Below are 26618 nucleotides of genomic sequence, written 5' to 3' on the forward strand. Positions count from 1 at the left end.
TCCTCAGCCCGGCAGCAGAAACACTGTCAGGCACAGCACCGCTATGCCCACCACGTTGGCCGCCGTAAAGACCAGCAGATACCGGCCGGGCCGGGCGCCGGGGGATTTCAGGTAGCCCTTCAGCGAGATCAGGCTGGCCAGGGAGGCGATAGGCGTGCCCAGTCCCCCCACGTTGGTGCCGATAAGCAGCCCCCGCCAGTCCGCCGTGAAGCCGGACAGCAGCACCGCCGCCGGCACGTTGCTGATCACCTGGCTGGCCAGCCCCGCGGTCAGGGCGGTGCGGCCCTCCATCGCCGCGGCGATGGCATCGTGAATGGGCGGACAGGCGCCCACGTTGCCCGCGAACAGGAAGAAGCAGAAAAAGGTGGCCAGCAGGCCGTAGTCTACTTTGCGGAACAGAGGCCGGTCAAAGATGAGCATGGCCGCCAGCACCACCGCCAGCAGGGCGGGATAGGGCAGCACCCGGAACACCGACAGCAGGCACAGGACAAACAGGCCGGCCATCAGGCCCAGCCGGGCCGGCGCCTGGATTTCGGCCTTCTCCGCGAAGGATACCCGGATCCCCTCCGGCTTGACGCACAGGGCCGCCACCGACAGTCCCGCCAGGCTCACCAGGGACAGGGGCAGCATGACGGAAAAGAACTGCCCGGCAGTCAACTCATAATTGGCGTACAGATACAGGTTCTGGGGATTGCCCACCGGGGTGGCCATGCTGCCCAGGTTGGCGGCGATGGTCTGGAGCACCACAATGTAGATCAGCCGCTCCGTTCGCCCGATCAGCCCCAGCACCAGCACCGCGAAGGGCACAAAGGTGATGAGCGCCACATCGTTGGTCACCAGCATGGACACAAAGAAGGGCAGCAGCACCAGAACCAGCGTCACAAAACGCATCCGCCGCTCTCCGCTCAGCAGCCGCTGAGCCAACACCGCAAATACACCGCACTCCTGCAGCCCGGCCACCACCGCCATCAGGCTGAACAGCAGCGAGAGCACCCGCCAGTCGATATAGTTGAGATAGGCCGCCGAGGGCGGGTTGAGGGCCACGGACGCCAGCGCACACACCGCCGAGATACAGAGGACCGGCTCCCTTTTCCAAAAGCACAGGATACCGTTCGTTTTCTCTTTCATCTGCCTCTCTCCTCCGGACACAACGAAAAAGCCACCCTGGCGGGTGGCTTTTTCACCTTTTTTCAGCCGATTGCCTTGTGTACAGTTTACTGGATTCCCGCGCCCTGGTCAAGAGTGGACCAGGGCTTTTTTCGCTCCCCCTCAAGAACGCCGGAAATCCTCCACCACGTCGGCCAGATGCACCGGTGAGAGTCCTGCGCTGTTGCAGCACTCCGCCAGACGATTCACTTCCTGAAAATCCGTGGAAATCCGCCCGACACATACCCCGCCTCGGCTTCGGATGCCGTACATTTTCGGCCGGGAGGTCTCATCCAGAAAGACCCGATACATCACGCGGTTGTGTTTCATATCTCCTCTCTCCTCATTTCACATAAATTCCGAACAGAACCCTTACTCCGCGGGCAATCGACACCGTTCGACCGTCCTTGAATGACAGACATGCTATAATACCCCAAACGGTCCCCGCCGTTCGCCCGCTGCGCACATTTGCTGCCGCTCTCAACCTCCTCCACATATGGTGTCTCCCTCTCTCCACGCATTCTATATAGTGTATTCCGCGCAGGATGTCAACGGCTGGCGCACATTTTGGACCGCTTCTCCGGAATTTTTACCACATCCGGTTTTGACCGGAGGACAGGAGGGGTACTATGTCCCTGATGGTAGAAAAGTTGGCCTATTTGAAGAAATGCTGCCGCATGACCACAGAACAAGCCGCCCAGCTCTCTCAAATCCCGGTAGGCACGCTGAACAAGATCTTTTCCGGCCAGACCAAGCATCCGGCGGCGGAACATCTGGACAGGCTATCCAGGGTGTTCCGGGTCTCCACCCATTATCTGCTGGATGATGAGCTGCCCACCGAGTGCTGCTTCAGCGGGGAGACGGAGGAGGGCCTGTTCCACCTGTCGGCGGAGGAGGTGCGCTTTGTCTGCCAGTACCGGCGGCTGAGCAGCGAGGGCAGACAGGCCCTGGCCGCCATGGCCAGCCTGCTGCGGATACCCGCCGGCGCGCTGGCAGGCACCGTACCCGTCAAGCGGACCTTCTGCTATGCCGCCCCCACTCTGGACGGATGCGCGGCCCGCCCGCTGCGGCCCATCCTTCTCCCTGAGACCGACCCCGCCGTCCGGCAGGCCGACTTCACCGTGCTGCTGGGCGACGGATGCATGGAGCCACTCTATCCCTCCGGCTCTGTGGTGCTCTGCCGCCGGGGCATGGGCAGCCGGGAGGACTACGGCGTCTACCAGCTCAACCAGGCTCTGCTGCTGCGCCGCCTGATCCGGCGGCGGGGCGTCACCAAGCTGGTGGCTCCCAACCTGAGCTACAAGGATATTGTGGTCTCCGACGACGACTATCTGGACTGTTTGGGAGTTGTCATCGGACTGGTACGCGGCTACCGCTGGGGATAGCACCTTGACACAGACATGCGCATATGCTATGATACACACATCAAATTTCTTTGATATGAGGTGAGGAGTTGGACCCCGCTTATCGCGTTCAGGCCCGGATCTTCAAGGCCCTCAGCGACCCCAACCGGCTGGCCATTCTGGAACTGCTGCGCAGCGGGGAGCAGTGTGCCTGCGTACTGCTGGAGCAGCTGTCGCTCACCCAGTCCGGGCTTTCCTATCATATGAAGATCCTGTGCGCCTCCGGCCTGGTGGACAGCCGCCAGGAGGGAAAGTGGACCCACTACCGGCTGAATCCCACCGGCGGCGAGCGGGCCATTGACTTTCTGCGGCAGCTGACCACTCCCCTTCCCCCCAGCTGACTTTTTACCGCCCCTGCGGGGCGGTAAAATTTCCCCGGTTATATCAAAAATTTTTGATCTATCAGGAGGTCTCTTATGTCTGTTTGGCAGTTCATTCAAACCCAGGTGCTGGGGATGCAGTGGCTCAGCGACCTGGTGGGCGCCGGCCTGTCCGCCCTGGGGCTGGACCTCTCCTCCTGGCTGGGCGGGAGCATTCACTTTTTTATCTATGACGTATGCAAGATCACCATTCTGCTCTTTACGCTCATCTTTCTGGTATCCTATATCCAGAGCTATTTCCCGCCGGAGCGCAGCCGGAAGATTCTGGGCCGGTTCCACGGGCTGGGGGCCAACTGCGTCTCCGCCCTGCTGGGCACGGTGACCCCCTTCTGCTCCTGCTCCTCCATCCCGCTGTTTATCGGCTTCACCAGCGCCGGGCTCCCGCTGGGGGTGACCTTCTCCTTTCTCATCTCCTCCCCCATGGTGGACCTGGGCAGTCTGGTTCTGCTGACCAGCATATTCGGCGTAAAAATCGCCCTGGTGTATGTGGTCTTTGGCCTGGTGGTGGCGGTGGCCAGCGGGGCGCTGATTGAGCGGCTGCATATGGAACCATATGTGGAGGATCTGGTCAAAACCGCTCCGGCCGCCCTGGGAGAGGCCGCTTCCCTCACCCGGCGGGACCGGCTGAATTACGCCAAGGAACAGGCCCTGTCCACCTTCCGCAAGGTGCTCCCCTATCTCCTGATCGGGGTGGGAATCGGGGCTCTGATCCACAACTGGCTGCCCCAGGCCTGGGTGGAAACCATTCTGGGCGGCGGGAATCCCCTGGGGGTGGTGCTGGCCACGGTGGTGGGCGTACCCATGTACGCCGACATTTTCGGCACTATTCCCGTGGCGGAGGCTCTGTTGTCCAAGGGGGCACAGCTGGGGGCCATCCTGTCCTTCATGATGGCGGTGACCACGCTGAGCCTGCCCTCCCTCATCCTGCTGCGCAAGGCGGTGAAACCCAGACTGCTGGGGCTGTTTATCGCTATCTGCACGGCGGGGATCATTCTGGTGGGTTATCTGTTCAATCTCATACAAATTTTGCTGCTTGCATAAGGAGGAAACATCAATGGGTCTGTTTGGAAAAAAGAAAGCTGCCGCCGCCGGGCCGGAGGAGGCCAACGCCAGCATCAAGGTGCTGGGCTCCGGCTGCGCCAAGTGCAACGCCCTGGAGGAATCCGTCCGCCGGGCCATCGCTGAGCTGGGCTGGACCGAGCCGGTGGGCCATGTGACCGACTTCGGTCAGATTGCCGCCTATGGGGTCATGTCCACCCCCGCCCTGGTGGTGGACGGCAAGGTGGTCTCCGCCGGACGGCTGCTCACCCAGGAGGAGGCCAAAGCCCTGCTGCTCCAGGCCAGAGGGTAAGCCGCCGCCGGTTGACAAGGCGGGGAAAGGATGATACCATAACAGCAGAAACATCGGGGCGCAGTCTGCCCCGGTCACAAGGGAAACTGTGAGAAATGGAGGGGAGATGACGGTACAAGCCGGCATCTCCCCTGTCTTTTCATTCTGCGGGGAGGAATGTGAAATGGAAATCAAGTCCGATATTGAAATTGCCCAGGCCTGTGAGATGAAACATATCCGGGACATCGCGGCGGTGGCCGGGGTGGACGAGGATTATCTGGAATACTATGGCAAATACAAGGCCAAGATTGACCTGAAGCTGCTCTCCGACCGGGCGGAGAAGCCCGACGGAAAGCTGATCCTGGTCACCGCCATCAACCCCACCCCCGCCGGGGAGGGTAAGACCACCACAACGGTGGGTCTGGCCGACGGCATGCGGCGGCTGGGAAAAAACACGGTGGTGGCCCTGCGGGAGCCCTCCCTGGGCCCCGTGTTCGGCGTCAAGGGGGGCGCCGCCGGCGGCGGCTACGCCCAGGTGGTGCCCATGGAGGACATCAACCTCCACTTCACCGGCGACTTCCACGCCATCGGGGCCGCCAACAACCTGCTGGCCGCCATGCTGGACAACCACATCCAGCAGGGCAACGAGCTGGACATCGACGTCAAGCACATCACCTGGAAGCGGTGTGTGGACATGAACGACCGGCAGCTGCGCAACATCGTGTGCGGCCTGGGGGGCCGGATGCAGGGCGTGCCCCGGGAGGACGGCTTCGACATCACCGTGGCCAGCGAGATCATGGCGGTGCTCTGCCTGGCCACCGGCCTGTCCGACCTGAAGGCCCGGTTGGGCCGGATGGTGGTGGGCTACTCCCGCTCGGGGGCCCCCATCACCGCCCACGACCTGAAGGCCGAGGGAGCCATGGCCGCCCTGCTGAAGGACGCCATCAAGCCCAACCTGGTCCAGACCCTGGAGGGCACCCCCGCCTTCATCCACGGCGGACCCTTCGCCAACATCGCCCACGGCTGCAACTCGGTCATGGCCACCCGGGTGGCCCTCAAGATGGGGGACTACGTGATCACCGAGGCGGGCTTCGGCGCCGACCTGGGGGCGGAGAAGTTCTTGGACATCAAGTGCCGTCTGGCCGACCTCCATCCGGCGGCGGTGGTGCTGGTGGCCACCGTCCGGGCCCTGAAGCACCACGGCGGCTGTCCCAAGGCCGACCTGGGCAAGGAAAACCTCACCGCCCTGGAAAAAGGCCTGCCCAACCTGCTCCGCCACGTGGAGAACATCACCAATGTCTACGGCCTGCCCTGCGTGGTGGCCATCAACCGCTTCCCCACCGACACTGAGGCCGAGCTCAAGCTGGTGGAGGACAAGTGCAGAGCGCTGGGGGGCAACGTGGCCCTCAGCGAGGTGTGGGCCAAGGGCGGCGAGGGCGGCATGGCCCTGGCGGAAGAGGTGATCCGCCTGTGCGACGCCCCCAACCAGTTCCGCTTCGCCTATGACCTGGACCAGCCCATCGAGGCCAAGCTGGAGGAGATCGTAAAGAAGGTGTATCACGGGGACGGGGTGGTCCTCACCCCCGCCGCCAAAAAGCAGGCGGCGGAGCTCACCGCCCTGGGCTTCGGCGGCCTGCCCATCTGCATGGCCAAGACCCAGTACTCCTTCTCCGACGACCAGACCCTGCTGGGTGCCCCCGACGGCTTCACCGTCACGGTGCGCAACCTGAAAGTATCTGCCGGCGCCGGATTCCTGGTGGCCCTTACCGGCGACATTATGACCATGCCCGGTCTGCCCAAGGTGCCCGCCGCCGAGAAGGTGGACGTAGACGAAACCGGAAAAATTTCCGGGCTGTTTTAAGGAAAGGAGAACGTTTTATGCATACTGCTGAGCAGACCTGTCAAAACTTTCTGGACGCCCTGGCCTCCAAGGCCCCTGTCCCCGGCGGCGGCGGCGCCTCCGCCCTGGTGGGCGCCCTGGGGGCGGCCCTGTGTACCATGGTGGGCAACTACACCGTAGGTAAGAAAAAGTACGCCGAGGTGGAGGAGGACGTAAAGGCCCTCATGGCCAAAGCCGAGGACATCCGCGCCCGGCTGCTGGCCCTGGTGGACGCCGACGCCGAGGCCTTTGAGCCCCTGTCCAAGGCCTACGCCATTCCCAAGGACGACCCCAACCGGGAGGCAGTGATGGAACAGTGCCTCCGGGACGCCGCCGCCACCCCCATGGAGATCCTGCGGCTGAGCTGTCAGGCCATCGACCTCCACCGGGAGATGCTGGACAAGGGCAGCGTCATGATGCTGTCCGACGTGGGCACCGGCGTGATCTTCTGCCAGAGTGCCCTGTATGGCGCCGCCCTCAACGTGCGGGTGAACACCAAAAGCATGACCGACCGGACTTTTGCCAAGGCCATGGACGAGGAAACGGACGCCCTGGTGGAGCAGTACGGAACCATTGCCCGGCAGGTATACAATGTGGTCCTGGGGAGGTTGGCATAATGGCCCAGCTGTGGAAGGGGGCTCCCGTGGCCGCCGCCCTGACGGAGGAGCTGAGCCAGCGGGCCCAAGCTCTGGTTGCCAAAGGGATAACCCCCACCCTGGCCATCGTCCGGGTGGGAGAGCGTCCGGAGGACCTGTCCTACGAGCGGGGCGCCTTGAAGCGGTGTGAAAAGGCGGGCATTGCCGTGCGGCAGTATTTACTCACCGCCGCCTCCAGTCAGACCGACCTGATGGAGGTCATCGAGGAGATCAACCGGGACGACTCCATCCACGGCTGTCTCCTGTTTCGCCCCCTGCCCAAGCACATGGATGAGGCCGCAATCTGCGCCGCCCTCTCCCCCGCCAAGGACGTGGACGGCATCACTGCCGGGTCCCTGGCGGCGGTATTTTCCGGCAGCGGCGCGGGATACCCGCCCTGCACCGCCCAGGCCTGCCTGGAGATCCTGGACCACTACGGCTACGAGCTGAAGGGCAAGCGGGTGGTGGTGGTAGGCCGCAGTCTGGTCATTGGCAAACCGGTGTCCATGCTGCTGCTGGGCCGTCATGCCACCGTCACCATCTGCCACACCCGCACCGCCGACCTGCCCGCCGAGTGCCGTCGGGCTGACGTGCTGGTGGCGGCGGCAGGCAAGGCTGGAGCGGTGTCCGCCCAGTGTCTGGCCCCCGGCCAGGTGGTGCTGGACGTGGGCATCAACGTGGACGAGAATGGCAATCTGGTGGGAGATGTGGACTTCGCCGCGGCGGAAAACACTGTGGAGGCCATCACTCCCGTTCCCGGCGGGGTAGGTGCGGTGACCACCTCGGTGCTGGCCCGCCACGTCATTGAAGCGGCGGAAAAAGCCATTGGATAACGACAGAAAAGAGCGGACGGCCCCATGCCGTCCGCTCTTTCTTGCTGTTACGGAGCCAGCTTTTCCGCCGCCAGGGCCATCTGCTCCTGGGTCAGCTCAAAATCTGGCTCCAGCTCCACCAGCCGCCCCGGCCAGCAGATCAGATAGGTGCTGGAGGGCATCTCCCCTCCCACCCACAGCTGATACGCCCGCTCCGCCCCCCAGGGAGTGGGGTCAATCTCCACATACTGGTAGTAGGGCGTATCCGGATCGTCCCCCCGCCAGTCATCCCGGTCATGAAGCAGCTCCTCCTCACACCAGCCGTACAGGAAGGACATGTGGACGTCCACAATGGTGTAGTCCAGGAACGCCACATTCTCCCCCGCCTGGCGCTCCTCAAAAGGAATGTGCTGGTAGAAATTCCTCTGGGTGATGAAAAAGGTGGAGTCCGCCTGACACCGGGTAATATATCGGCTGTCCTCCACGCCGGTCAGCACCTCCACCGACAGGGGCGGATCAAGGATTTCCTTCATGCTGGAGATCACGCCGGCGCTGAGTCCCCAGAACAGTCCCGCGGCAATGCCCACCATCAAAGCGAAGGCCAGCACCACATCCACCGCCAGGGTGATCCCCCGGTTGAGGGTTCGGGAGGCTTTCCGCCGCTTGAGGAAGTTCTTCACCCCGTTGACCACCAGGAACAGCAGGGCGTAGCCTGCCAGCATGAGGAGCATTACCAGCCGGAAACCGGGCTTTCGGTCGGCGAGCAGAAGATAGGCAAAGGAAAGCACCGTCACCGCCAGCATAGCCATCAGCAGTTTTTGACACCCCTTTGTGGGGACAAACTCCCCCAGCAAAGCGGCCTTTTTCGCTCTATGCCGCCAGGTGAAGTAGCGAAACAAGTCGGCGGCGCACCACAAAAAGAGCATCAGCCAGATGGCCCCGGTAGCCAGGTTGTAAGCGCTGGACAGCAGATCAATGGGGCGGTGGGTCAGGGACCAGAGCCAGGAGCCCCCCATACAGAAGCCAATAACCAGCAGGATAAACTGGAAGGGCAGAATCCGCTTCATCATTTTCCCGATCCGCTCCAGCTCCAGGGCGGGCTCGGTGTCGATGGGCACCGGGTCGTCCTCCTCATTGTAAAAGACCTGCATCTGCCCGGAGGCAGCCGTTAGCTTCCAGCCGGACTGAAGGCAGAAGTCATGGAACTCCCGCTGCTCCTCAGTGGGCTCCGGGTCGAACTGGGAGGCCCGCAGATAATGGGTGACGGTGAAGTGGATCTTTCCGGGCTGGATGCGCCGGTAGTACCAGCCTAAATTGCTGATCCGCTCCAGCAGCCAGCCCTGAGCCGCCCGCTGTTCCAGATGGCGCTCCATCCCGGTACGGTCATAGTAGGAAAACGGAATAAAATCCCACTTGCGGTCCTTCATCGCTGCTCCTCCTCTCCGAATACGGTCCGGTAGTCCCAGGCCTGGGCGCAGATACGGCGGTACTCCCCCGACAGGGTCTCCTTCCCTTTATCGGTAAGCACATAGCTCCGCCGGCGGCCCTCCGCCTTGGTCTCCCGGATCATCCCCGCCTCCGCAAACTGCTCCAGCAAATTGTACAGGGTGCCGGAGCCCACCCGCACCCGCCCCCCTGTCATGGCCGGGATGCGCTCCATGATGTCCATGCCGCAGCACTCTTTGCTGAGGCACAGGAGAATGTAGTACATCTGCTCGGTCAGGGTCTGGAATTTTGGCCGGGGCATTTGGCCCACCTCCCTATTCTCGAATATCGACATTCCCTATCTGTATTATATTCTCGAATATCGACATTGTCAAGCAGTTCATTGACTCTTGCGTGAATTCCCCAGCAATGGTATGATAAAGGGTACGCACTAAAAAATGACAAGGAGCCGGTGGAAGTCATGGCGGACGCGGATCAAAACTTGCTGACGGTAGGCAGCGTACCCAAAAAAATGCTGGCCTTCGCCCTGCCCATCTTTCTCAGCAATCTGTTTCAGCAGCTCTATAACGCGGTGGACTCCCTGATTGTGGGAAAATTCATCGGGGAACAGGCTCTGGCCGCCGTCAGCTCCTCCGGCAGCCTGATTTTGCTGATGGTGGGCTTTATCAACGGCCTGTCCATGGGGGCCGGGGTACTGATCGCCCGGTTTTACGGGGCCCAGGACGACGAGCACGTGGAGCGGGCAGTCCACACCACGGTGGCTCTGGGCATCACCGCCGGGGCGGTACTGACTATGGTGGGCGTCATCCTCACCCCCCAGATTCTGCGCTGGATCGGCACCCCATCTGACGTGATTGCCAACTCCATCCTCTATTTCCGCATTTACTTTCTGGGCTCCAGCGCGGTGGTGCTCTACAACATGGCCGCCAGCATCCTTCAGTCGGTGGGAGACAGCCGCAGTCCCATGAAGTACCTGATTCTGGCCTCCCTCACCAACGTAGTGCTGGACCTGCTGTTCGTGGCGGTATTCCGCCTGGGGGTGGGCAGCGCCGCCCTGGCTACCATCCTCAGCCAGATCCTCTGCGCCAGCCTGGCGCTGGGACGGCTGACCCGTACCGACCGGAGCTACCGCATCCGCTGGCATCGGGTGCGGTTTGAGCGGGTCATGCTCCGGCAGGTGGTCACACTGGGCATCCCCTCCGGGGTGCAGAACTCGGTGGTCTCCCTGGCCAACGTCATTGTCCAGGCCAACATCAACGCCTTCGGCTCCTCCGCTATGGCGGGCTGCGGCGCCTACAGCAAAATTGAGGGCTTCGCCTTCCTTCCCATTACCTGCTTCGCCCTGGCCCTGTCCACCTTCGTCAGCCAGAATATCGGCGCCCAGCGGTACGATCGGGTACGGGCAGGAATCAAATTCGGGCTGCTGTGCAGCCCCATTCTGGCGGAGTGTATCGGGGTGTGCATTTACGTGTTCTCCCCCATTCTGGTGTCCGCCTTCAACGACCACCCGGAGGTAATTGCCTTCGGGGTCAATTACGCCCACACCGTCTCCCTGTTTTACTTTCTGCTGGCCTTCTCCCACTGCTGCGCCGGCATCATGCGAGGCATGGGACGTCCCATTGTCCCCATGACCATCATGCTGTCAGTGTGGTGCGCCCTGCGTATCACCTACATCACCCTCACCGTCCGGGCCATCCCCTCCATTCAGGTGGTCTACTGGGCCTATCCTCTGACCTGGGCCATCAGCTCGGCGCTGGTTGTCCTCTGCCTGACCAGACTGCGTTTCCCACCCATGCCCCCCAAAGCGGAGGCTGTTACCCACGATACAAGGAGTGTTTCCCATGAAGATCATTGACAAGCTCAAACAGGACAAGGTTACCCTCTCTTTTGAGGTGTTTCCCCCCAAGACCAGCGGCACCTATGAGTCTGTGGCCAAAGCCACCCAGGAGATCGCCGCCCTGCGGCCCGATTTCATGAGCGTCACTTACGGCGCTGGCGGCGGCACCAGCGACTATACCGTGGGCATCGCCGCCGGCATCCAGGATCAGTATGGCGTGGACGTGCTGGCCCATCTGACCTGCGCCTCCTCTACCCGGGCACATGTGGCCCAGGTGCTGGACCAGCTGAAGGCCAGGGGGATCCAGAACGTGCTGGCCCTCCGGGGGGACATCCCCGAAGGAGGCGTACCCGCCAACGACTACCACTATGCCGCCGAACTGGTGCGGGACATCAAGACCCATGGGGACTTCTGCATCGGCGGGGCCTGCTACCCCGAGGGGCACCCGGAGTCCCCCACCAAAAACGCCGATATCGACCATCTGAAGGCCAAGGTGGAGGCGGGGTGCCAGTTTCTCACCACTCAGATGTTCTTTGATAACAACATTCTCTACAACTTTCTCTACCGCATCCGGGAAAAGGGCATCACCGTGCCGGTGGTGGCGGGGATCATGCCGGTGACCAACGGCAAGCAGATCGCCCGCATCTGCAAGCTCTCCGGCACCTATCTCCCTGAGCGGTTCAAGGCCATCGTGGACAGGTTCGGAGACAATCCCCCCGCTATGCGCCAGGCGGGGGTGGCCTACGCCACCGACCAGATCATCGACCTCATCGCCAACGGGGTGAACCATATCCATATCTACTCCATGAACAAGCCTGAGATCGCCGCCGGCATCCAGGCCAGCCTGTCGGAGATTCTGAAATGAAGGTAACCGCTCCCTACGAGGAGGTATGCCGCTACCTGGGCTACAAGAAGGGAGCCCAACCGGAGCCGGAGGTGGAGGCCCTGATCCGCACCTGCACCGCCCGGGTGGAGCAGGCGGCGGAGCCCAGGACGGTGAGTACCCTCCTCCCCCTGACTTTTCTGGAGGGGAATGTCATGGAACTGGGCCCCATCCAGGTAAAGAGCGCCGCCCTCCACCGGAACCTGCTGGGCTGCCAGGAGGTCATCCTCTTTGCCGCCACCCTGGGGCTGGAGGTGGACCGGCTCATTGCCCGGGCGGGCGCCGGACGGGTCAGTGAAGGGGCCGTCTATCAGGCGGCGGGGGCCGCCCTCATTGAGGAGGTATGCGACCGGGCCAACGACGCTCTCCGGCAGGAGAGCGAGGCGGAAGGCTGGTATCTGCGGCCCCGGTTCAGCCCGGGCTACGGGGACTTCCCCATCACCTGCCAGCCGGAAATTGCCCGGCTGCTCCGCACCCCGGAGCGCATCGGCCTGACGGTGACCGACTCCATGCTGCTCCTCCCCATCAAGTCCGTCACGGCGGTGATCGGCCGCTCCCGTGAGGCTCTCCCCTGCCACCGGCTGGGGTGCGAGGCCTGCGGTAAACTAGATTGCGCGTTCAGGAGAGATTGACCATGAATTTGAAACAGAGATTAGGGCGGGAACGCCTGTTTTTCGACGGAGGCACCGGCACCCTGCTTCAGGCCCAGGGCCTGAAGGGAGGCGAGCTGCCCGAAACCTGGAACCTGCTCCACCCGGAGCGGATCGCCGCCCTCCACCGGGCCTATCTGGAGGCGGGCAGCGACATCATCTGCACCAACGCCTTCGGAGCCAATGGCCTGAAATTCCCGGCGGGGGGCCAGTTTGACCTGGAGGCCCTTGTGAAGGCCGCCGTGGACATCGCCCGGTCCGCCCGGGCCGAGGCCGGTCGGGAGAAGGACGCCTACATCGCCCTGGACCTGGGCCCCACGGGCAAGCTGCTCAAGCCCATGGGGGAGCTGGACTTTGAGGACGCGGTATCCCTCTACGCCCAGGTGGTGCGCATCGGCGCGGCCGCCGGGGCCGACCTGGTGCTCATCGAGACCATGAGCGATGGCTACGAGGCCAAAGCCGCCGTACTGGCCGCCAAGGAGAACTGCGACTTGCCGGTGATCGTCACCACTGTGTACGGGGAAAACGGCAAGCTGCTCACCGGCGGCACGGTGGCCTCCACCGTGGCTCTGCTGGAGGGCTTGGGGGTGGACGCCCTGGGCGTCAACTGCGGCATGGGCCCCGCCCAGATGGAGCCCATTGTGAAGGAGCTGGCCGCCTGCGCCTCCCTGCCCATCGTGGTCAACCCCAACGCCGGACTGCCCCGCACCGAGGGGGGCAAGACGGTATTTGATGTGGGGCCGGAGGAGTTTGCCTCCGTGATGGAGACCCTGTCCGCCTACGGCGTCCACCTGATGGGGGGCTGCTGCGGCACCACCCCCGACCACATCCGCGCCCTCACCGCCCGCTGCCGGAATCTGCCCTTCGTGCCCCCCACGGACAAGGGGCGCACGGTGGTATCCTCCTACTCCCGGGCGGTGGAGATCGGCAAAGCCCCGGTGCTCATCGGGGAGCGGATCAACCCCACCGGCAAGAAGCGGTTCAAGCAGGCTCTGCGGGAGCACGACATTGAGTATCTGCTCAACGAGGGCTTTGCCCAGGAGGAGGCGGGAGCCCACATCCTGGACGTGAACGTGGGCCTGCCGGAGATCGACGAGCCCACCCTGCTCACCGAGGCGGTGTGCGCCATCCAGGCGGTGATCCCCCTGCCCCTCCAGTTGGATACCTCCGACCCCGCGGCCATGGAGCGGGCTATGCGCCGCTACAACGGCAAGCCCATGCTCAACTCGGTAAGCGGCAAGGCGGAGAGCATGGAGGCCGTGTTCTCCCTGGTGCGGAAGTACGGCGGCGTGGTGGTGGGCCTGACCCTGGACGAGGGGGGCATCCCGGATACCGCCGACGGCCGGGTGGCCATCGCCAAGAAGATCCGGGACACCGCTGCCAAATACGGCATCCCCGCCCACGACATTGTCATTGACCCCCTCACCCTCACCGTGTCCTCTCAGCCCGACGCCGCCCTGGTCACCCTGGAGGCCCTGGGCCGGATCGGGCCGGAGGTGGGCTGCCCCACCATTTTGGGCGTATCCAACGTGTCCTTCGGCCTGCCCCAGCGGGAGCTGGTCAACACCGCCTTCTTCACCATGGCCCTCCAGAAGGGGCTGAGCTGCGCCATCCTCAACCCCCTGTCCGCCGGAATGATGGCGGCCTACCGCTCTTACTGCGCACTCACCAGCCTGGACGAGCAGTGTGCCCAGTACATCGCCGCCTACGGCGGACAGGCCGCCGCTCCCGCCCCGACTTCGGCCGCCGGGCCTGCCGCTCCCCTGGACGAGTGCGTGCTCCGGGGCCTGAAGGAGGGCGCGGCGGAGGCTGCCAAGGCCGCCCTTGAGGGAGGCGCCGCTCCCCTGGAGCTGGTGGACAAGCTGCTGATCCCCGCCCTGGACCAGGTGGGTCAGGGCTTTGAGAAGGGCACCCTCTACCTGCCCCAGCTGCTGATGAGCGCCGAGGCCGCCAAGGCGGCCTTTGAGGTGGTGAAAGCCGCCATGGCCGGCCAGCCCCAGGAGAAGCGGGGCACCGTGGTGTTAGCCACGGTGAAGGGAGACATCCACGACATCGGCAAGAACATCGTCAAGGTGCTGCTGGAAAACTACGGCTTCCAGGTGGACGACCTGGGCCGGGACGTGTCCCCCGAGACCATCGCCAACGCCGCCGCCCAGCCGGAGGTGCGTCTGGTAGGCCTCAGCGCCCTGATGACCACCACGGTGGTAAACATGGAGGAGACCATCCGCCTGCTCCGGCAGCAGGCCCCCCAGGTTCAGGTGGCGGTGGGCGGCGCGGTACTGACGGCGGAGTACGCCAAGCGCATCGGCGCGGACTGCTATGCCAAGGACGCCATGGCCACCGTCCACTTCGCCCAGCAGGTCTATCCCCAGGGGTAAGTTCTGAATTTTTTGTTTTTTGCAATCTTTATTTTACAAAGCGTCATTTTTATTGTATAATAGTTTCGTTGCGACAAAATGTTGCATGTAATCCAAACATATATAGGAGTGTTGTATTATGAGCCGGATGGTCGGTACCGTATCCATGGGAATCCGGGCTCCCATTATCCGCAGCGGCGACAATTTGGTGGAAATTGTGACCCAATCTGTAATGGAAGCCGCAAAAGACGGCGCGCTCACCGTCCGTGACCGGGACGTGGTGGCCATGACCGAGGCCATTGTGGCCCGGGCCCAGGGCAACTACGCCGCCGTGGACGACATTGCCGCCGACGTGAAAGCCAAGCTGGGGGGCGAGACCATTGGCGTCATCTTCCCCATTCTCAGCCGCAACCGCTTTGCCATCTGCCTGCGGGGCATTGCCAAGGGCGCTAAGAAAATCGTCCTCATGCTGTCCTACCCCTCCGACGAGGTGGGCAACCATCTCATCGACGAGGATGTGATGGACGAGAAAGGCGTCGATCCCTACAAGGACGTGCTCTCCCTGGAGCGTTACCGGGAGCTGTTCGGCTACACCACCCACCCCTTTACCGGCGTGGACTATGTGGACTACTACTCCAACCTGATCCGTGAGTGCGGCGCCGAGGTGGAGGTCATCTTTGCCAACGATCCCCAGGCCATCCTGTCCTACACCAAGAACGTGCTGGCCTGCGACATCCACACCCGCGCCCGCACCAAGCGCCGCCTGCTGGCCGCCGGCGCTGAGAAGGTATTCTGCCTGGACGAGATCATGACCGCCCCTATCAACGGCAGCGGCTACAATGAGACCTACGGCCTGCTGGGCTCCAACAAGTCCACCGAGGACAAGGTGAAGCTGTTCCCCCGTCCCTGCCAGGATCTGGTGGAGGCTATCCAGGCCAAGCTGCTGGCCGAGACCGGCAAGCACGTGGAGGTCATGGTGTACGGCGACGGCGCCTTCAAGGACCCGGTAGGAAAGATCTGGGAGCTGGCTGACCCGGTGGTCTCCCCTGCCTACACCGCCGGTCTGGAGGGCACCCCCAACGAGCTGAAGCTGAAGTATCTGGCGGACAACGACTTTGCCGCCCTGTCCGGCGAGGCCCTGCGGGACGCCATCAAGAACGAGATTAAGAAGAAGGACGGCTCCCTGGTGGGCAAGATGGCCGCTCAGGGCACCACTCCCCGCCGCCTCACCGATCTGATCGGGTCCCTGTGCGACCTGACCTCCGGCTCCGGCGACAAGGGCACGCCCATCGTGTACATCCAGGGCTATTTTGACAACTATACCACCGAATAAAAAACAGCCCGCCTGCCGTCACTGACGGCGGGCGGGTTGTCTCTGTCCATAAGAAAAAACGGGACCGCAATCCGCGGTCCCGTTTTTTGATGCGCTTACTGCTTGCCGGCGCAGGCGGTGCAGCCCGCGCAGCCGGGGTGGGACTCGTTCCACAGCTTCTCGGCAGTGGGCGTCCAGTTGTCGGCGTAGGGGTGGGTCTTGGCGGTCAGATGCTCCACGCTTTCGGGAGACTGGGGATCGGTGGAGTGGGCGCCGGTCTCCTTGACCATCTTCTCAATAAACTCCGGATTCTCCAGCATGGGGCAGGGCCGCAGCATGTTCTCATTGAAGGGCTGGTTGTTGTGGTAGGCCATGAACATGGGGGACTGCAGGCACTCCAGCAGGGTCTTTTCCCGGATATTGGAGTCGGAGTAGTGGATGAACACGCAGGGGTCCACATCGCCGTTGGCGTTGATGTGCAGATAGCGCCGGCCGCCGGCAATGCAGCCGCCCACATACTCGGCGTCGTTCTGGAAGTCCATGGCGAAGATGCCCTTGGTCTGGCGCATGGCCCGGATACGGTGATAGATCTCCTCCCGCTGCTCGGGGGTGGGCATCAGCTCGGGCGCGGCGTCGTTGCCCACGGGCATATAGTGGAAGAACCAGATGAAGTAGGCGCCCAGATCCATGATCTTGTCGTAGAACTCCTCGCTGGTGATATCCTTGTAGTTCACGCTGGTGTAGCAGGTGGAGATGCCGAAGGGCAGCTTGTGGCTCTTCAGCAGGGCCATGGCGTCGGTGACCTTCTTGTAAATGCCCTCGCCCCGGCGGGAGTCGTTGGCCTCCTCAAAGCCCTCCAGACTGATGGCAGGGATGAAGTTGCCCACCCGCAGCAGATCCTGACAGAACGCCTCGTCAATCAGGGTGGCGTTGGTGAAAGACAGGAAGGCCACGTCGTTGTGCTTCTCGCACAGAGCGATCAGGTCCTTCTTGCGCACCAGGGGCTCGCCGCCGGTATAAATGTACATATAGATGCCCAGTTCCTTGCCCTGGGTGATGATGGAGTCAATCTCATCAAAGCTCAGATTCAGCTTGTTGCCGTACTCCGCCGCCCAGCAGCCGGTACAATGCAGGTTACAGGCGGAGGTGGGATCCAGCAGAATGGCCCAGGGGATATTGCAGCCGTACTTTTTGCGGCACTCCTCCTGCTTGGGCCAGCCCACCAGATTGGCGTTGACAAAGAAGTTGTTGAACACCGTCTTGAGCACATTGGGATCGGTCTGGGTCCACACCTTCTCAATCAGCTGATGCCAGCAGGAATCCTTATCGTTGATGACCTGATCAAACGCGGCGCGCTGACGGTCCAGGGTATCCCCGGCGAACTTGTTGACCAGGTCCATTACCTTGCTCATGTTGTTCATGGGATCTTTATCCAGATAATCAAACACCTTGGCCAGGCCATAGCGTTTCAAACTGTCAGGAATCTTCATTTTTCTTTCCCCTTTCACAGTATTTGACCAGAAATGATTGTCATTATGATACCGCCCTTTTTTTGAAAGGGAAATAGACAAAACCCCTTTCCTGTCCAAACTCTATACAAAAACGGCAGTTTGCTTAAATTTCAACTTATAATATTAACCTCTTTTTGTTATTTTAACAACAATAAATGATAATATTAAAAATTATATTCTTGTTTTGCTTGCCTTTCCCAGTCTGCCACGTTACAATGGCACCCAAAGGAGGGGTCCTATCGTGGAGTTCAACGCAGACGCCCGCGCCGCCTTTGATGCCATGCGGGAGGGAATTACCGTCATCAATACCCACGGGGAAATTATTTTTGCCAACCAGGCCTACATTGAATTTCTGCATAAGGAAGTGGGGCAGGACATCGGTCCCATCGAGGGGAAAAAACTGCGGGACCTTCGCCCGGGCGCCCGGCTGCCTGACGTGCTGGAGGCCGGCAAGCCGATTCTACACCTTACCAGACAGGAGATCAAAGACTTCTACTTTGTAAACCTCTATCCCATTTATGAGGACGGCGTCCTGGCCGGCGGGCTGTCGGTGGTCACCTTTCTGGAGGATGCCTACCAGGCCAAGGAGGAGCTGGAGGCCATGGAGGCCCGCAGCCGTCAGGTTCTCCACAGCATCAACAGAGCCAACGGCGCCCGCTATACCTTTGAGGATATCACTGCTGTCAGCCCCGCTACCGTTCATGTCAAGGAGTTGGCTATAAAGATAGCGGAAACGGACGCCACCGTACTGCTGGAAAGTGAAAGCGGTACCGGCAAAGAGCTGTACGCCCAGGCCATTCACAATGCCAGCTCCCGGCGGGACGGGGTCTTTGTGGCCATCAACTGCGCCAGCTTTCACGCCAATATGCTGGAATCGGAGCTCTTTGGGTATGTGGACGGGGCCTTCACCGGGGCCAAACGGGGCGGAAAAATCGGCCTGTTTGAGGCTGCCGCCGGCGGAACCCTCTTTCTGGACGAAATCTCGGAGATGGATCTGGGACTCCAGGCCAAGCTGCTGCGTGCCCTCCAGGAGCACCGGATCCGTCCGGTAGGCGGCGTCAAGGAGGTTGACGTAGACGTACGGGTAATCGCCGCCTGCAACGCCAACCTGCCCGACTATGTGTCCACCGGGAAATTCCGCAAAGACCTCTATTACCGGCTGAACACCTTTCCCATCCACATCCCCCCTCTGCGGGAGCGACCTGGGGATATCCCAGCCCTGGCCCAGGCCATTTTGCAGGATTTTTCCCACAAGCTCCGCCGTACCTTTACCCTGACCGAGGATGCGCTGGACTGCCTCCAGGCCCACAGCTGGCCGGGCAACATCCGGGAGCTGCGCAATGTACTGGAATTTTCCGCCTATCTGACCCTCTCCGGGGTAATCACTTCCAGCTCCTTCCCCGACGACCTGCGCCGGATGGCCGCCGCCCAGTCCACCCAGACGCTGGCCCAGCGCACCCGTGCCTTTGAGAAGCGGACCATCCTCTCCCTGCTGGAACGCAATGGCTCCTCCCTGGAGGGCAAAAAGAAAACCGCCGCCCAGCTGGGTATTTCTCTGGCCAGTCTATACAATAAACTGGCCGCAGATGTCTCATAAATAGTTCTAATTATTTAGAAATTCCTTTTAATATTTTAGAAACCCTTCTCCCCCAGTGGTTTGCGGCTCTCCAATTTTTGATAGCCCGGCTATGATTCTAATAATTTAGAACTCCGTTTGTCTCCAGACCGCTCCGCTTCTCCCCGGAATTTCTTTTCCACAAGGCGTTCCGGGGATTTCTATTCTCCGGGTCAAATTTGGCACACTGTTTGCTATTATCATGGGTGGCAATCATGAGAGAGGATTGCATATCCAGCCGGGCTGTGTCCCGGACGATAAGAGGAGGTACATCCATGTTAGCAGCACTCGGTTTTATCACGGTCTTGGTCATGCTTGTCCTGATCATGACCAAGAAGGCCTCGCCGCTGGTGGCACTGATCGCCGTCCCTGTCATCACCGGCATCATCGCCTGCGCCTTTATTGAGGTTGTCCCCGAGGGGGCTACCGAAGGCGTGGTAGACTTTGTGGCCAACTTCAAGAGCCTGGGCGGTATGATCACCGGCTCTGACGGTATCGGCTCCGTGGCCGCCACCGGCGTCATGTTCATTTTCTCCATCCTGTTTTTCGGCATTCTGACCGATGCCGGCACCTTCCGCCCCATCATCGGCGGTATTGTCAAGTTCATGGGCACCGACCCGGTGAAAATCGCCATCGGCACCGCCATCCTGGCTATGGCCGTTCATCTGGACGGCTCCGGCGCTGTCACGTTCCTGATCTGCGTGCCCCCGCTGGTGCCCCTGTATGACGCGGTGGGCATGAAGCGCACAACCCTGGCCACCATTGTGGCTATGGCCGCCGGCACCATGAACATCCTGCCCTGGGGCGGCCCCACCATGCGCGCCGCCACCGCACTGGGCGTGGACGTGGTCAGCGAGCTGTTCATGCCCATCCTGCCCGCCGTCATTGTGGGCCTGGTGTGCGTGGTTCTGCTGGCCGCCTTCCTGGGCAAGCGGGAGAAGTCCCGCATCGGCACCGTGGCTCTGAGCAGCGCCGAGGTGACCATGGCCGAGCTGTCCGATGAGGAAAAGGCCCTGCTGCGGCCCCACCTGTTCCCCGTCAACATCATCCTCATCATTGCCGCTATCGTCTCCCTGCTGTTCTCCGGCTTTGCGCCCGCCGTGGTCTTCATGGTGTTCTATGTGCTGGCCACCGTCATCAACTACCCCAGCGTGAAAATTTCCAAGGCCCGGGTGGACGCCCACGCCAAAGAGTGCCTGATGATGTGCTCCGTGCTCTTCGCCGCCGGCTGCTTTACCGGCATCATGAAGGGCACCGGCATGATCACCGAGATGGCCAACGCCCTCTCCGCCCTGATCCCAAACTCCCTGGGTCAGTTCTTCCCTGTGATTGTGGGTATCATCGGCATGCCCGCCTCCCTGCTGTTTGACCCCGACTCCTTTTACTATGGCGTGCTGCCCGTGCTGGCGCAGACCGCTGAGGGCTTCGGCGTGGCCGGCGTCAACGTGGGCCAGGCCGCTATCCTGGGCCAGATGACCACCGGCTTCCCGGTCTCCCCCCTCACCGCCTCCACCTTCCTGCTGGTGGGCCTGTCCGGCGTGGACCTGGGCGAGCATCAGAAGAAAACCATCCCTATGGTGTGGCTGATCTCCATTATTATGCTGGTGGTGGCCGTAGTGACCGGCGGCATCACCATCTGAGCCTGTTCCCCATCCACCTTCTTGTCAGAAAGGAAGTCATACTATGAAAAGCATTCGCATCGGCAGCGGCGCAGGCTATGCCGGCGACCGCCTGGAACCCTCCCTGGAGCTCATCGAGAAGGGTAATCTGGACTACATCAGCTACGAGTGTCTGGCTGAGCGCACCATCGCCATCGGCCAGCAGGCCAAGCTGAAGGACCCCACCAAGGGCTATAACGGCCTGCTGGAGCACCGTATGGAGAAGGCCCTCCCCCTGTGCTGGAAGCACAAGGTGAAGCTCATCACCAACATGGGCTCCGCCAATCCTCAGGCCGCCGCTCAAAAGTGTGTGGAGATCGCCCGCAAGCACGGCCTGAAGGGCATGAAGATCGCCTGCGTCACCGGCGACGACCTGTTACCCGTCATCGACAAGTACATGGACACCGAGGTATGGGAGACCCATGAACCCCTTTCCAAGCTGCCCGGTGAAATCGTCTCCGCCAACGCCTACATGGGCGTGGAGGGTATCCTGAAGGCCCTGGACATGGGCGCAGACGTAGTGATCACCGGCCGGGTGGCCGATCCCGCCATCTTCATGGCCCCCATGATCCACGAGTTCGGCTGGTCCCTGGATGACTGGGACAAGCTGGGCAAGGGCACCATCATGGGCCATCTGCTGGAGTGCGGCGGCCAGGTCACCGGCGGCTACTTCGCCGAGCCCGGCAAAAAGGACGTGCCCGGCGTGGGCCATCTGGGCTTCCCCATCATTGAGGTGTCTGAGGACGGCTCCTTCTTTGTCACCAAGGTGCCCGAGGCCGGCGGCATGGTCACGGTGGAAACCTGCTCCGAGCAGATCTGCTATGAGATCCACGACCCCGAGAACTACCTGACCCCCGATGTGGTGGCCAACTGCAAGCAGATCAAGTTTACCGAAATCGGCAAGGACATGGTAAAGGTGGAGGGCATTACCGGCAAACCCAAGACCGAGACCTTCAAGTGCTCCATCGGCTATAAGGACTGCTTCATCGGCGACGGCGAGATCAGCTACGGCGGTCCCGGCTGCGTGGCCCGGGGCAAGCTGGCCCTGGAAATCATCAAAGAGCGTCTGGAGCTGGTGGCCCCCGGCGTGTTCGACGAGCTGAAATTCGACCTGATCGGCTGCAACAGCCTGTACTGGAATCCCGACTACCAGTACAATCAGGAGCCCAGCGAGGTGCGGGTCCGCGTGGCCGGCCGCGCCAAGACCAAGGCGGAGGCCGATATCATCGGCAATGAGGTGGAGGCCCTGTACACCAACGGCCCCGCCGGCGGCTGCGGCGCTGTCAAGCGCACCCGCGACATCGTCTCCGTGGCCTCCATCCTGGTGAGCCGCTACGACGTCAAGCCCGAAGCCGAGATCTTTGAAGTCTGATTCTGAGACAGAAAGGAAGCATTTGCTATGAAACTCTGGGACCTCGCGCACTCCCGCACCGGCGATAAGGGCAATATCTCCAACATCTCCCTCATCGCCTACGATCCAAAGGACTATGAGATGCTCAAAGAGAAGGTCACCGCCGAGCGTGTGAAGGAGCACTTCAAGGGTATGGTCAAGGGCGAAGTCGTCCGCTATGAGCTGCCCAACATCCACGCCCTCAACTTCGTGATGTATGCCGCTCTGGGCGGCGGCGTCACCCGCTCCCTGTCCGTGGATATGCACGGCAAGGGCCTGTCCTCCTATCTGCTGGACATGGAGATCTGACTGATTTTCTCCCCATTCTCAACCAAAAAGGACGGCGGCCACCCAACTGTGGGTGGCCGCCGTCCTTTTCCGTTACAGCAGCATAATGCCTTTTACAATCATGGCGACTCCGCCGACCAGCAGCACCGCGCCGCCCACCTTGGTGGTCACCGGGGAGCGCATGCCCCGAAACACTTCGTGCAGCTTCTCATACGGCATGAGCACAAAAAACGCCCCCAGCACCGCCAGCAGGAGCCCAACCGAAAGATAACCTGACATGCGGACACCGACCCTTCCTGAAATTTTTCCCATTGTACCAGTTTTCCCCCACCGTTGCAAGAGGCGGACAAGGTATTTCTTCGACAAAGCCTCCTGCCTTTCTCCAACCTTCTCTCTTGCAGGATGGGCGCAAATAGGGTAAAATAGATTTCAGAAGACAGGAGGCCCAAAGCCATGCAGAACATCGAATCTTTTTCCTATCAGTGCGGCGTGATCGACTGTTTCAACGAAATGGTGTGCGCGGGGGTAAAAAATCTGGCGCTCAGCCATCCTCTGGACAGCGTAGCGGAGCGGGACGCCCTGCTCCCCTTCACCCGTGAAAGCTGCAACCGCTACGGAACCCAGTTCTACATAGAGGACGAGCCCCTGCTCACCGATCTGTTTCCCATCTCCATGAACGCAGGAAAGCACAACATCCTGCTCTATCGGGCGGACCATATTCTGGGCCAGTATCTGCGCCTGAAGGCCTGGAAAAATTCCCTGGTACAGGAAAAGGTCTATTTTGGCGGCAACCGCACCCAGATCGCCTGGGATTACGGCCGCCTGCTCTCCTACCCGGAGGAGGCCATCCGGCGGCTGATCGCGGACAACCCGGAAAAGGAGCAGCTGTGATTTCCCCTTGACGGGCGACCGGTTCAGTGGTATAGTATTAGGGTAGTCTAAATGCACGGCCTGAACTCACATTTTTGTAGTCATCGTCGGTTCTTCAGACGATACGCAATGATGTGAGTTTTTTCTTTGTCATTTAGCTCCAAAATCTATTCTCAGGAGGTACCATCATGTATCACGGTACTGTCAAGTGGTTCAACGAGACCAAGGGCTTCGGCTTCATTTCCAACGACGAGGGCGGCGACGACGTGTTCGTCCACTTCTCCGCCATCGTGTGCGACGGCTTCAAGACCCTTCAGGAGGGCCAGAAGGTTACCTATGAGGTTGAGCCCGATCCCAAGAATCCCGACAAGCTGCGCGCTGTCAACGTTGTGGCCGCCTGAACTGTCCTGACTCCATTGCGCCGGTCCCCATGGGGGCCGGCGTTTTTTTTTGCGCCGCACCTTTTGCTCGCCGGGGACGTATACTGTCTTGCGGAGGGCAAAGACCCACCGCTACTTTGAATGGGGGTACTTCATCATGTGCTGTTGTAATCGTCAGAATCGCTGCTGCCGCTGCTGCTGCGGCTCCGGAACCGGTAACAGCGGCGGGGCCGTCACCCTGCCCGCTTTTGACAGTCTGTCCCGCATGATCAACAGCGGCAGCTCCAACACCACCAACACCCGTTGGCCGGTGTATGTCTCCGTCCCCGCCTTTCTCTGGGAGGAGGACGACGATGACTCCAACTCCTGCGGTTCCTGCGGCTGCGGCTGCTGCCGCGGCTAAACTCCGCGCCGCCCATCCGGGCGGCTACTTACCCCCATTCCCTCCCCCGCGGCATGGTCCGCGGGGGATTTTTTTCTGTTTCAACCCCTTGCGCCCCTAAGCCTCCCACGCCTTTTCCCTTTTTTCGGCAAAAATAACCCTTGACAAATGGAGCCTGCCTGATAAAATATGCTTAAATTATTTTATTTAAAAATTTTTAAGTAAAATGATTTAACTAAAATTTTTGAATTGATTTGTGAGGAGCATTTAGCATGGATTTCGAGAAGATCAAGGACATCATTGTGGAGACTCTGAGCTGCGACGCCGACAAGGTGACTCCCGAGGCCCGTCTGGCTGAGGACCTGGAGGCTGACTCCCTGGCCGCTGTGGAGCTGTCCATGGCTCTGGAGGAGGCTTTCGGCGTGACCATCGCCGACGAGGATCTGCCCAATATGAAGACCGTGGGCGATCTGGTGAAGTACATCGAGGAGCACGCTGCGTAATTGCAGCTTTCTGCACAACTGCCTGAGGCGCCGGTAAATCCGGCGCCTTTGTGCCGAAAGGAGCCGCTATGACCAACCAAGAGATCTTTGAATTGATGTCCCGCTTCGACCAGAGCGGTATCACCGCTTTTAAGCTGACCACCAAGGACGTGACGCTGGAGCTGAGCAAGGGCGTGGGCGTTCCCGCCGCACCGGCCGCCGGACCGGCGCCCGCCGCCCCTGCTCCCTCTGTGGCCGCCGCCCCCGCTCAGCCGGAGGGCCCCTGCATCACCGCTCCTCTGGTAGGCACCTTCTATGCCGCCTCCGCCCCCGACGCCGCGCCCTTTGTCAAGGTAGGCGACAAGGTGAAGAAGGGACAGACCGTGTGCCTGATGGAGGCCATGAAGATGATGAACGAGGTGCAGGCCCCCTGCGACTGCGTGATTGAGGCCATTCTGCAGGAGGATGGGGCCCTGGTGTCCTTCGGGGACCCCCTCATCCGCTACCGGGAAGGGTGAGTCCATGTTCAAGCGCATTTTAATCGCCAACCGGGGAGAGATCGCCGTCCGGGTATTCCGGGCCTGCCGGGAGCTGGACATCGAGCCGGTGGTGGTCTACTCCCAGGCCGACGCTGAGGCCCTCCACGTCCAGCTGGCGGAGCGGGCCTATTGCATCGGCCCCGCCCGGTCGGCTGACAGCTACTTAAATATGGATGCCATCCTGACCGTGGCCCAGGCCACCGGCTGCGACGCCATCCACCCGGGCTACGGCTTTCTGTCGGAGAACGACCAGTTTGCCGACGCCTGCGCCCAGGCGGGCATCGCCTTCATCGGCCCCTCCGGGGACGTGATCCGGGCCATGGGCAACAAGGCCGCCGCCCGCAAGCTGATGGTGGCCGCCGGCGTGCCGGTGGTGCCCGGCTCCGACGGCGCGGTGGACACCGCCCAGCAGGCCAAGGAGCTGGCCGACTCCATCGACTATCCCGTCCTCATCAAAGCCGCAGCCGGCGGCGGCGGCCGGGGTATGCGCCGGGTGTTTGAGCCCGACCAGCTTATCCCCCTGTTCGAGGAGGCCCGCAGCGAGTCGGTGGCCTGCTTTGGCAGCGGGGAGATGTATCTGGAAAAGCTGATCCTCAATCCCAGACATATCGAGTTTCAGATCCTGGCCGACAAAGAGGGCCACGTGATCCAGCTGGGGGACCGGGACTGCTCCATCCAGCGGCGCAACCAGAAGCTGCTGGAGGAGTCCCCCTCCAAGGCTCTCACCCCCGAGCTGCGGGCGCGCATGGGAGCGGCCGCCGTGGCCGCCGCCAGGGCCGCCCACTATGAGAACGCCGGCACCATCGAGTTTGTGCTGGATCAGGAGGGCAACTTCTACTTCATCGAGATGAATACCCGCATCCAGGTGGAGCACCCGGTCACCGAGCTGGTCACCGGGGTGGACCTGGTGCGGGAGCAGATCCGCATCGCCGCGGGCCTGCCTCTGGCCCACACCCAGGAGGACATCACCCTCCGGGGCCACGCCATCGAGTGCCGCATCAACGCCGAGGACCCGGCCCACGACTTCCAGCCCCGTCCGGGAAAGATCGACTTTGTCCATCTGCCCGGCGGCTGCGGCGTGCGGGTGGACACCGGGCTGTACACCGGCTACACCCTGCCCCCCTTCTACGACTCCCTGATGGCAAAGCTCATCGTATACGCCCCCACCCGGCTGGAGGCCATCCGCCGGATGCGCCGGGCGCTGGAGGAGCTGATCATCCAGGGTCCCCCCAACAACGTGGACCTGCTCCACCAGATTCTGCACCACCCCGACTTTGTCCGGGGCAACTACACCACCGGCTTTCTGGAGGCCAATATGGACACCCTGCTGGCCTGGAGCCGGAGCGGAGAGGAGACTGAGGAGAAATGAGCAACGTCTTTGCCCAGCGGCGGCAGAAGCTGCTCTCCCTGAAGGCCCTCCGGGGCGCCTCCCC

At 61.6% G+C, this 26618-nt stretch carries 28 protein-coding genes; 22 read left to right on the plus strand and 6 right to left on the minus strand.

Annotated elements, in window-relative coordinates; translation table 11 throughout:
- Positions 1-3: 3 nt before the first annotated feature.
- Complete coding sequence (locus B5F88_RS05480) at positions 4-1128, minus strand: SLC13 family permease (protein WP_087342630.1); 1125 nt, start codon at positions 1126-1128, stop codon at positions 4-6.
- Positions 1129-1269: 141 nt separating this feature from the next.
- Positions 1270-1476 carry a DUF6514 family protein gene (locus B5F88_RS05485; RefSeq protein WP_087342632.1) on the minus strand — a complete coding sequence of 69 codons (207 nt, stop codon included), beginning with the start codon at positions 1474-1476 and terminating at the stop codon, positions 1270-1272.
- Between the two features lie 299 nt (positions 1477-1775).
- On the opposite strand from B5F88_RS05485, the gene B5F88_RS05490 reads away from it, so the two are divergent.
- From B5F88_RS05490 to B5F88_RS05520, 7 genes are all read left to right on the plus strand, one after another.
- Positions 1776-2531 (plus strand): S24 family peptidase, encoded by a 756-nt coding sequence (locus B5F88_RS05490; protein ID WP_087342635.1) that lies wholly within the window; start codon positions 1776-1778, stop codon positions 2529-2531.
- A gap of 68 nt (positions 2532-2599) precedes the next feature.
- Positions 2600-2890 carry a metalloregulator ArsR/SmtB family transcription factor gene (locus tag B5F88_RS05495; protein WP_087342638.1) on the plus strand — a complete coding sequence of 97 codons (291 nt, stop codon included), beginning with the start codon at positions 2600-2602 and terminating at the stop codon, positions 2888-2890.
- 75 nt (positions 2891-2965) lie between these two features.
- Positions 2966-3970 carry a permease gene (locus B5F88_RS05500; RefSeq protein WP_087342640.1) on the plus strand — a complete coding sequence of 335 codons (1005 nt, stop codon included), beginning with the start codon at positions 2966-2968 and terminating at the stop codon, positions 3968-3970.
- 13 nt (positions 3971-3983) lie between these two features.
- A complete protein-coding gene (locus B5F88_RS05505; protein ID WP_087342643.1) occupies positions 3984-4280 on the plus strand; it encodes a thioredoxin family protein in 297 nt (98 codons plus the stop codon).
- Positions 4281-4443: 163 nt separating this feature from the next.
- Complete coding sequence (locus tag B5F88_RS05510) at positions 4444-6120, plus strand: formate--tetrahydrofolate ligase (protein WP_204246201.1); 1677 nt, start codon at positions 4444-4446, stop codon at positions 6118-6120.
- A gap of 17 nt (positions 6121-6137) precedes the next feature.
- Positions 6138-6755 carry a cyclodeaminase/cyclohydrolase family protein gene (locus B5F88_RS05515; RefSeq protein WP_087342646.1) on the plus strand — a complete coding sequence of 206 codons (618 nt, stop codon included), beginning with the start codon at positions 6138-6140 and terminating at the stop codon, positions 6753-6755.
- A complete protein-coding gene (locus B5F88_RS05520) occupies positions 6755-7606 on the plus strand; it encodes a bifunctional 5,10-methylenetetrahydrofolate dehydrogenase/5,10-methenyltetrahydrofolate cyclohydrolase (protein ID WP_087342649.1) in 852 nt (283 codons plus the stop codon). Before B5F88_RS05515 ends, B5F88_RS05520 begins: the two co-directional genes overlap by 1 nt.
- Before the next feature lie 47 nt (positions 7607-7653).
- On the opposite strand, the gene B5F88_RS05525 is transcribed toward B5F88_RS05520, so the two are convergent.
- Both B5F88_RS05525 and B5F88_RS05530 read right to left on the minus strand, forming a co-directional pair.
- Positions 7654-9012 (minus strand): DUF2812 domain-containing protein, encoded by a 1359-nt coding sequence (locus B5F88_RS05525; RefSeq protein ID WP_087342652.1) that lies wholly within the window; start codon positions 9010-9012, stop codon positions 7654-7656.
- Complete coding sequence (locus B5F88_RS05530) at positions 9009-9332, minus strand: PadR family transcriptional regulator (protein ID WP_087342655.1); 324 nt, start codon at positions 9330-9332, stop codon at positions 9009-9011. The genes B5F88_RS05525 and B5F88_RS05530 overlap by 4 nt, the downstream gene beginning before the upstream one ends.
- A 159-nt stretch (positions 9333-9491) precedes the next feature.
- Between B5F88_RS05530 and B5F88_RS05535 the strand changes: the two genes are divergently transcribed.
- From B5F88_RS05535 to B5F88_RS05555, 5 genes are all read left to right on the plus strand, one after another.
- Positions 9492-10886, plus strand: a complete 1395-nt coding sequence (locus tag B5F88_RS05535; protein ID WP_087342658.1) for an MATE family efflux transporter — start codon at positions 9492-9494, stop codon at positions 10884-10886.
- Entirely contained in the window at positions 10873-11733 is an 861-nt protein-coding gene (gene metF / locus B5F88_RS05540; RefSeq protein WP_087342661.1) for a methylenetetrahydrofolate reductase [NAD(P)H], read from the plus strand. The genes B5F88_RS05535 and metF overlap by 14 nt, the downstream gene beginning before the upstream one ends.
- Positions 11730-12383 carry a vitamin B12 dependent-methionine synthase activation domain-containing protein gene (locus B5F88_RS05545; protein WP_087342664.1) on the plus strand — a complete coding sequence of 218 codons (654 nt, stop codon included), beginning with the start codon at positions 11730-11732 and terminating at the stop codon, positions 12381-12383. Before metF ends, B5F88_RS05545 begins: the two co-directional genes overlap by 4 nt.
- 2 nt (positions 12384-12385) lie before the next feature.
- Complete coding sequence (locus tag B5F88_RS05550; RefSeq protein ID WP_087342667.1) at positions 12386-14779, plus strand: homocysteine S-methyltransferase family protein; 2394 nt, start codon at positions 12386-12388, stop codon at positions 14777-14779.
- Between the two features lie 118 nt (positions 14780-14897).
- Positions 14898-16091, plus strand: coding sequence for a coenzyme F420-0:L-glutamate ligase (locus tag B5F88_RS05555; protein WP_087342670.1), 1194 nt, complete (start codon positions 14898-14900; stop codon positions 16089-16091).
- A 95-nt stretch (positions 16092-16186) separates the two neighbouring features.
- On the opposite strand, the gene B5F88_RS05560 is transcribed toward B5F88_RS05555, so the two are convergent.
- Complete coding sequence (locus B5F88_RS05560) at positions 16187-17560, minus strand: radical SAM protein (protein WP_087342673.1); 1374 nt, start codon at positions 17558-17560, stop codon at positions 16187-16189.
- Positions 17561-17822: 262 nt separating this feature from the next.
- On the opposite strand from B5F88_RS05560, the gene B5F88_RS05565 reads away from it, so the two are divergent.
- The 4 genes from B5F88_RS05565 to B5F88_RS05580 all read left to right on the plus strand — a co-directional run bounded on the left by B5F88_RS05565 (position 17823) and on the right by B5F88_RS05580 (position 22553).
- On the plus strand, positions 17823-19178 hold the full coding sequence (locus tag B5F88_RS05565; RefSeq protein WP_242959647.1) for a sigma 54-interacting transcriptional regulator: 1356 nt from the start codon (positions 17823-17825) through the stop codon (positions 19176-19178).
- Positions 19179-19471: 293 nt separating this feature from the next.
- On the plus strand, positions 19472-20836 hold the full coding sequence (locus B5F88_RS05570; protein WP_087342676.1) for a citrate:proton symporter: 1365 nt from the start codon (positions 19472-19474) through the stop codon (positions 20834-20836).
- Between the two features lie 43 nt (positions 20837-20879).
- The gene (locus B5F88_RS05575) at positions 20880-22226 is read left to right on the plus strand and encodes an acyclic terpene utilization AtuA family protein (RefSeq protein WP_087342679.1); all 1347 of its coding nucleotides are present in this window, start codon (positions 20880-20882) and stop codon (positions 22224-22226) included.
- A 27-nt stretch (positions 22227-22253) separates the two neighbouring features.
- Positions 22254-22553 (plus strand): hypothetical protein, encoded by a 300-nt coding sequence (locus B5F88_RS05580; protein WP_087342682.1) that lies wholly within the window; start codon positions 22254-22256, stop codon positions 22551-22553.
- Between the two features lie 72 nt (positions 22554-22625).
- On the opposite strand, the gene B5F88_RS05585 is transcribed toward B5F88_RS05580, so the two are convergent.
- Positions 22626-22811 (minus strand): hypothetical protein, encoded by a 186-nt coding sequence (locus tag B5F88_RS05585; RefSeq protein ID WP_087342685.1) that lies wholly within the window; start codon positions 22809-22811, stop codon positions 22626-22628.
- Between the two features lie 174 nt (positions 22812-22985).
- Between B5F88_RS05585 and B5F88_RS05590 the strand changes: the two genes are divergently transcribed.
- From B5F88_RS05590 to accC, 6 genes are all read left to right on the plus strand, one after another.
- Entirely contained in the window at positions 22986-23423 is a 438-nt protein-coding gene (locus B5F88_RS05590) for a hypothetical protein (protein ID WP_087342687.1), read from the plus strand.
- 167 nt (positions 23424-23590) lie between these two features.
- Positions 23591-23803 (plus strand): cold-shock protein, encoded by a 213-nt coding sequence (locus B5F88_RS05595; RefSeq protein WP_087342690.1) that lies wholly within the window; start codon positions 23591-23593, stop codon positions 23801-23803.
- 88 nt (positions 23804-23891) lie between these two features.
- Positions 23892-24185, plus strand: coding sequence for a hypothetical protein (locus tag B5F88_RS05600; protein ID WP_140402062.1), 294 nt, complete (start codon positions 23892-23894; stop codon positions 24183-24185).
- Positions 24186-24436: 251 nt separating this feature from the next.
- Entirely contained in the window at positions 24437-24667 is a 231-nt protein-coding gene (gene acpP / locus B5F88_RS05605) for an acyl carrier protein (RefSeq protein WP_087342696.1), read from the plus strand.
- Positions 24668-24735: 68 nt separating this feature from the next.
- Positions 24736-25164 (plus strand): acetyl-CoA carboxylase biotin carboxyl carrier protein, encoded by a 429-nt coding sequence (gene accB, locus B5F88_RS05610; protein ID WP_087342699.1) that lies wholly within the window; start codon positions 24736-24738, stop codon positions 25162-25164.
- Positions 25165-25168: 4 nt separating this feature from the next.
- Positions 25169-26554: an acetyl-CoA carboxylase biotin carboxylase subunit gene (gene accC, locus B5F88_RS05615; protein ID WP_087342701.1), complete on the plus strand. Its 1386-nt coding sequence runs from the start codon at positions 25169-25171 to the stop codon at positions 26552-26554.
- Positions 26555-26618 lie beyond the last annotated feature (64 nt).

This window comes from Flavonifractor sp. An306 (genome assembly GCF_002159455.1).
Taxonomy (GTDB): domain Bacteria; phylum Bacillota; class Clostridia; order Oscillospirales; family Oscillospiraceae; genus Flavonifractor.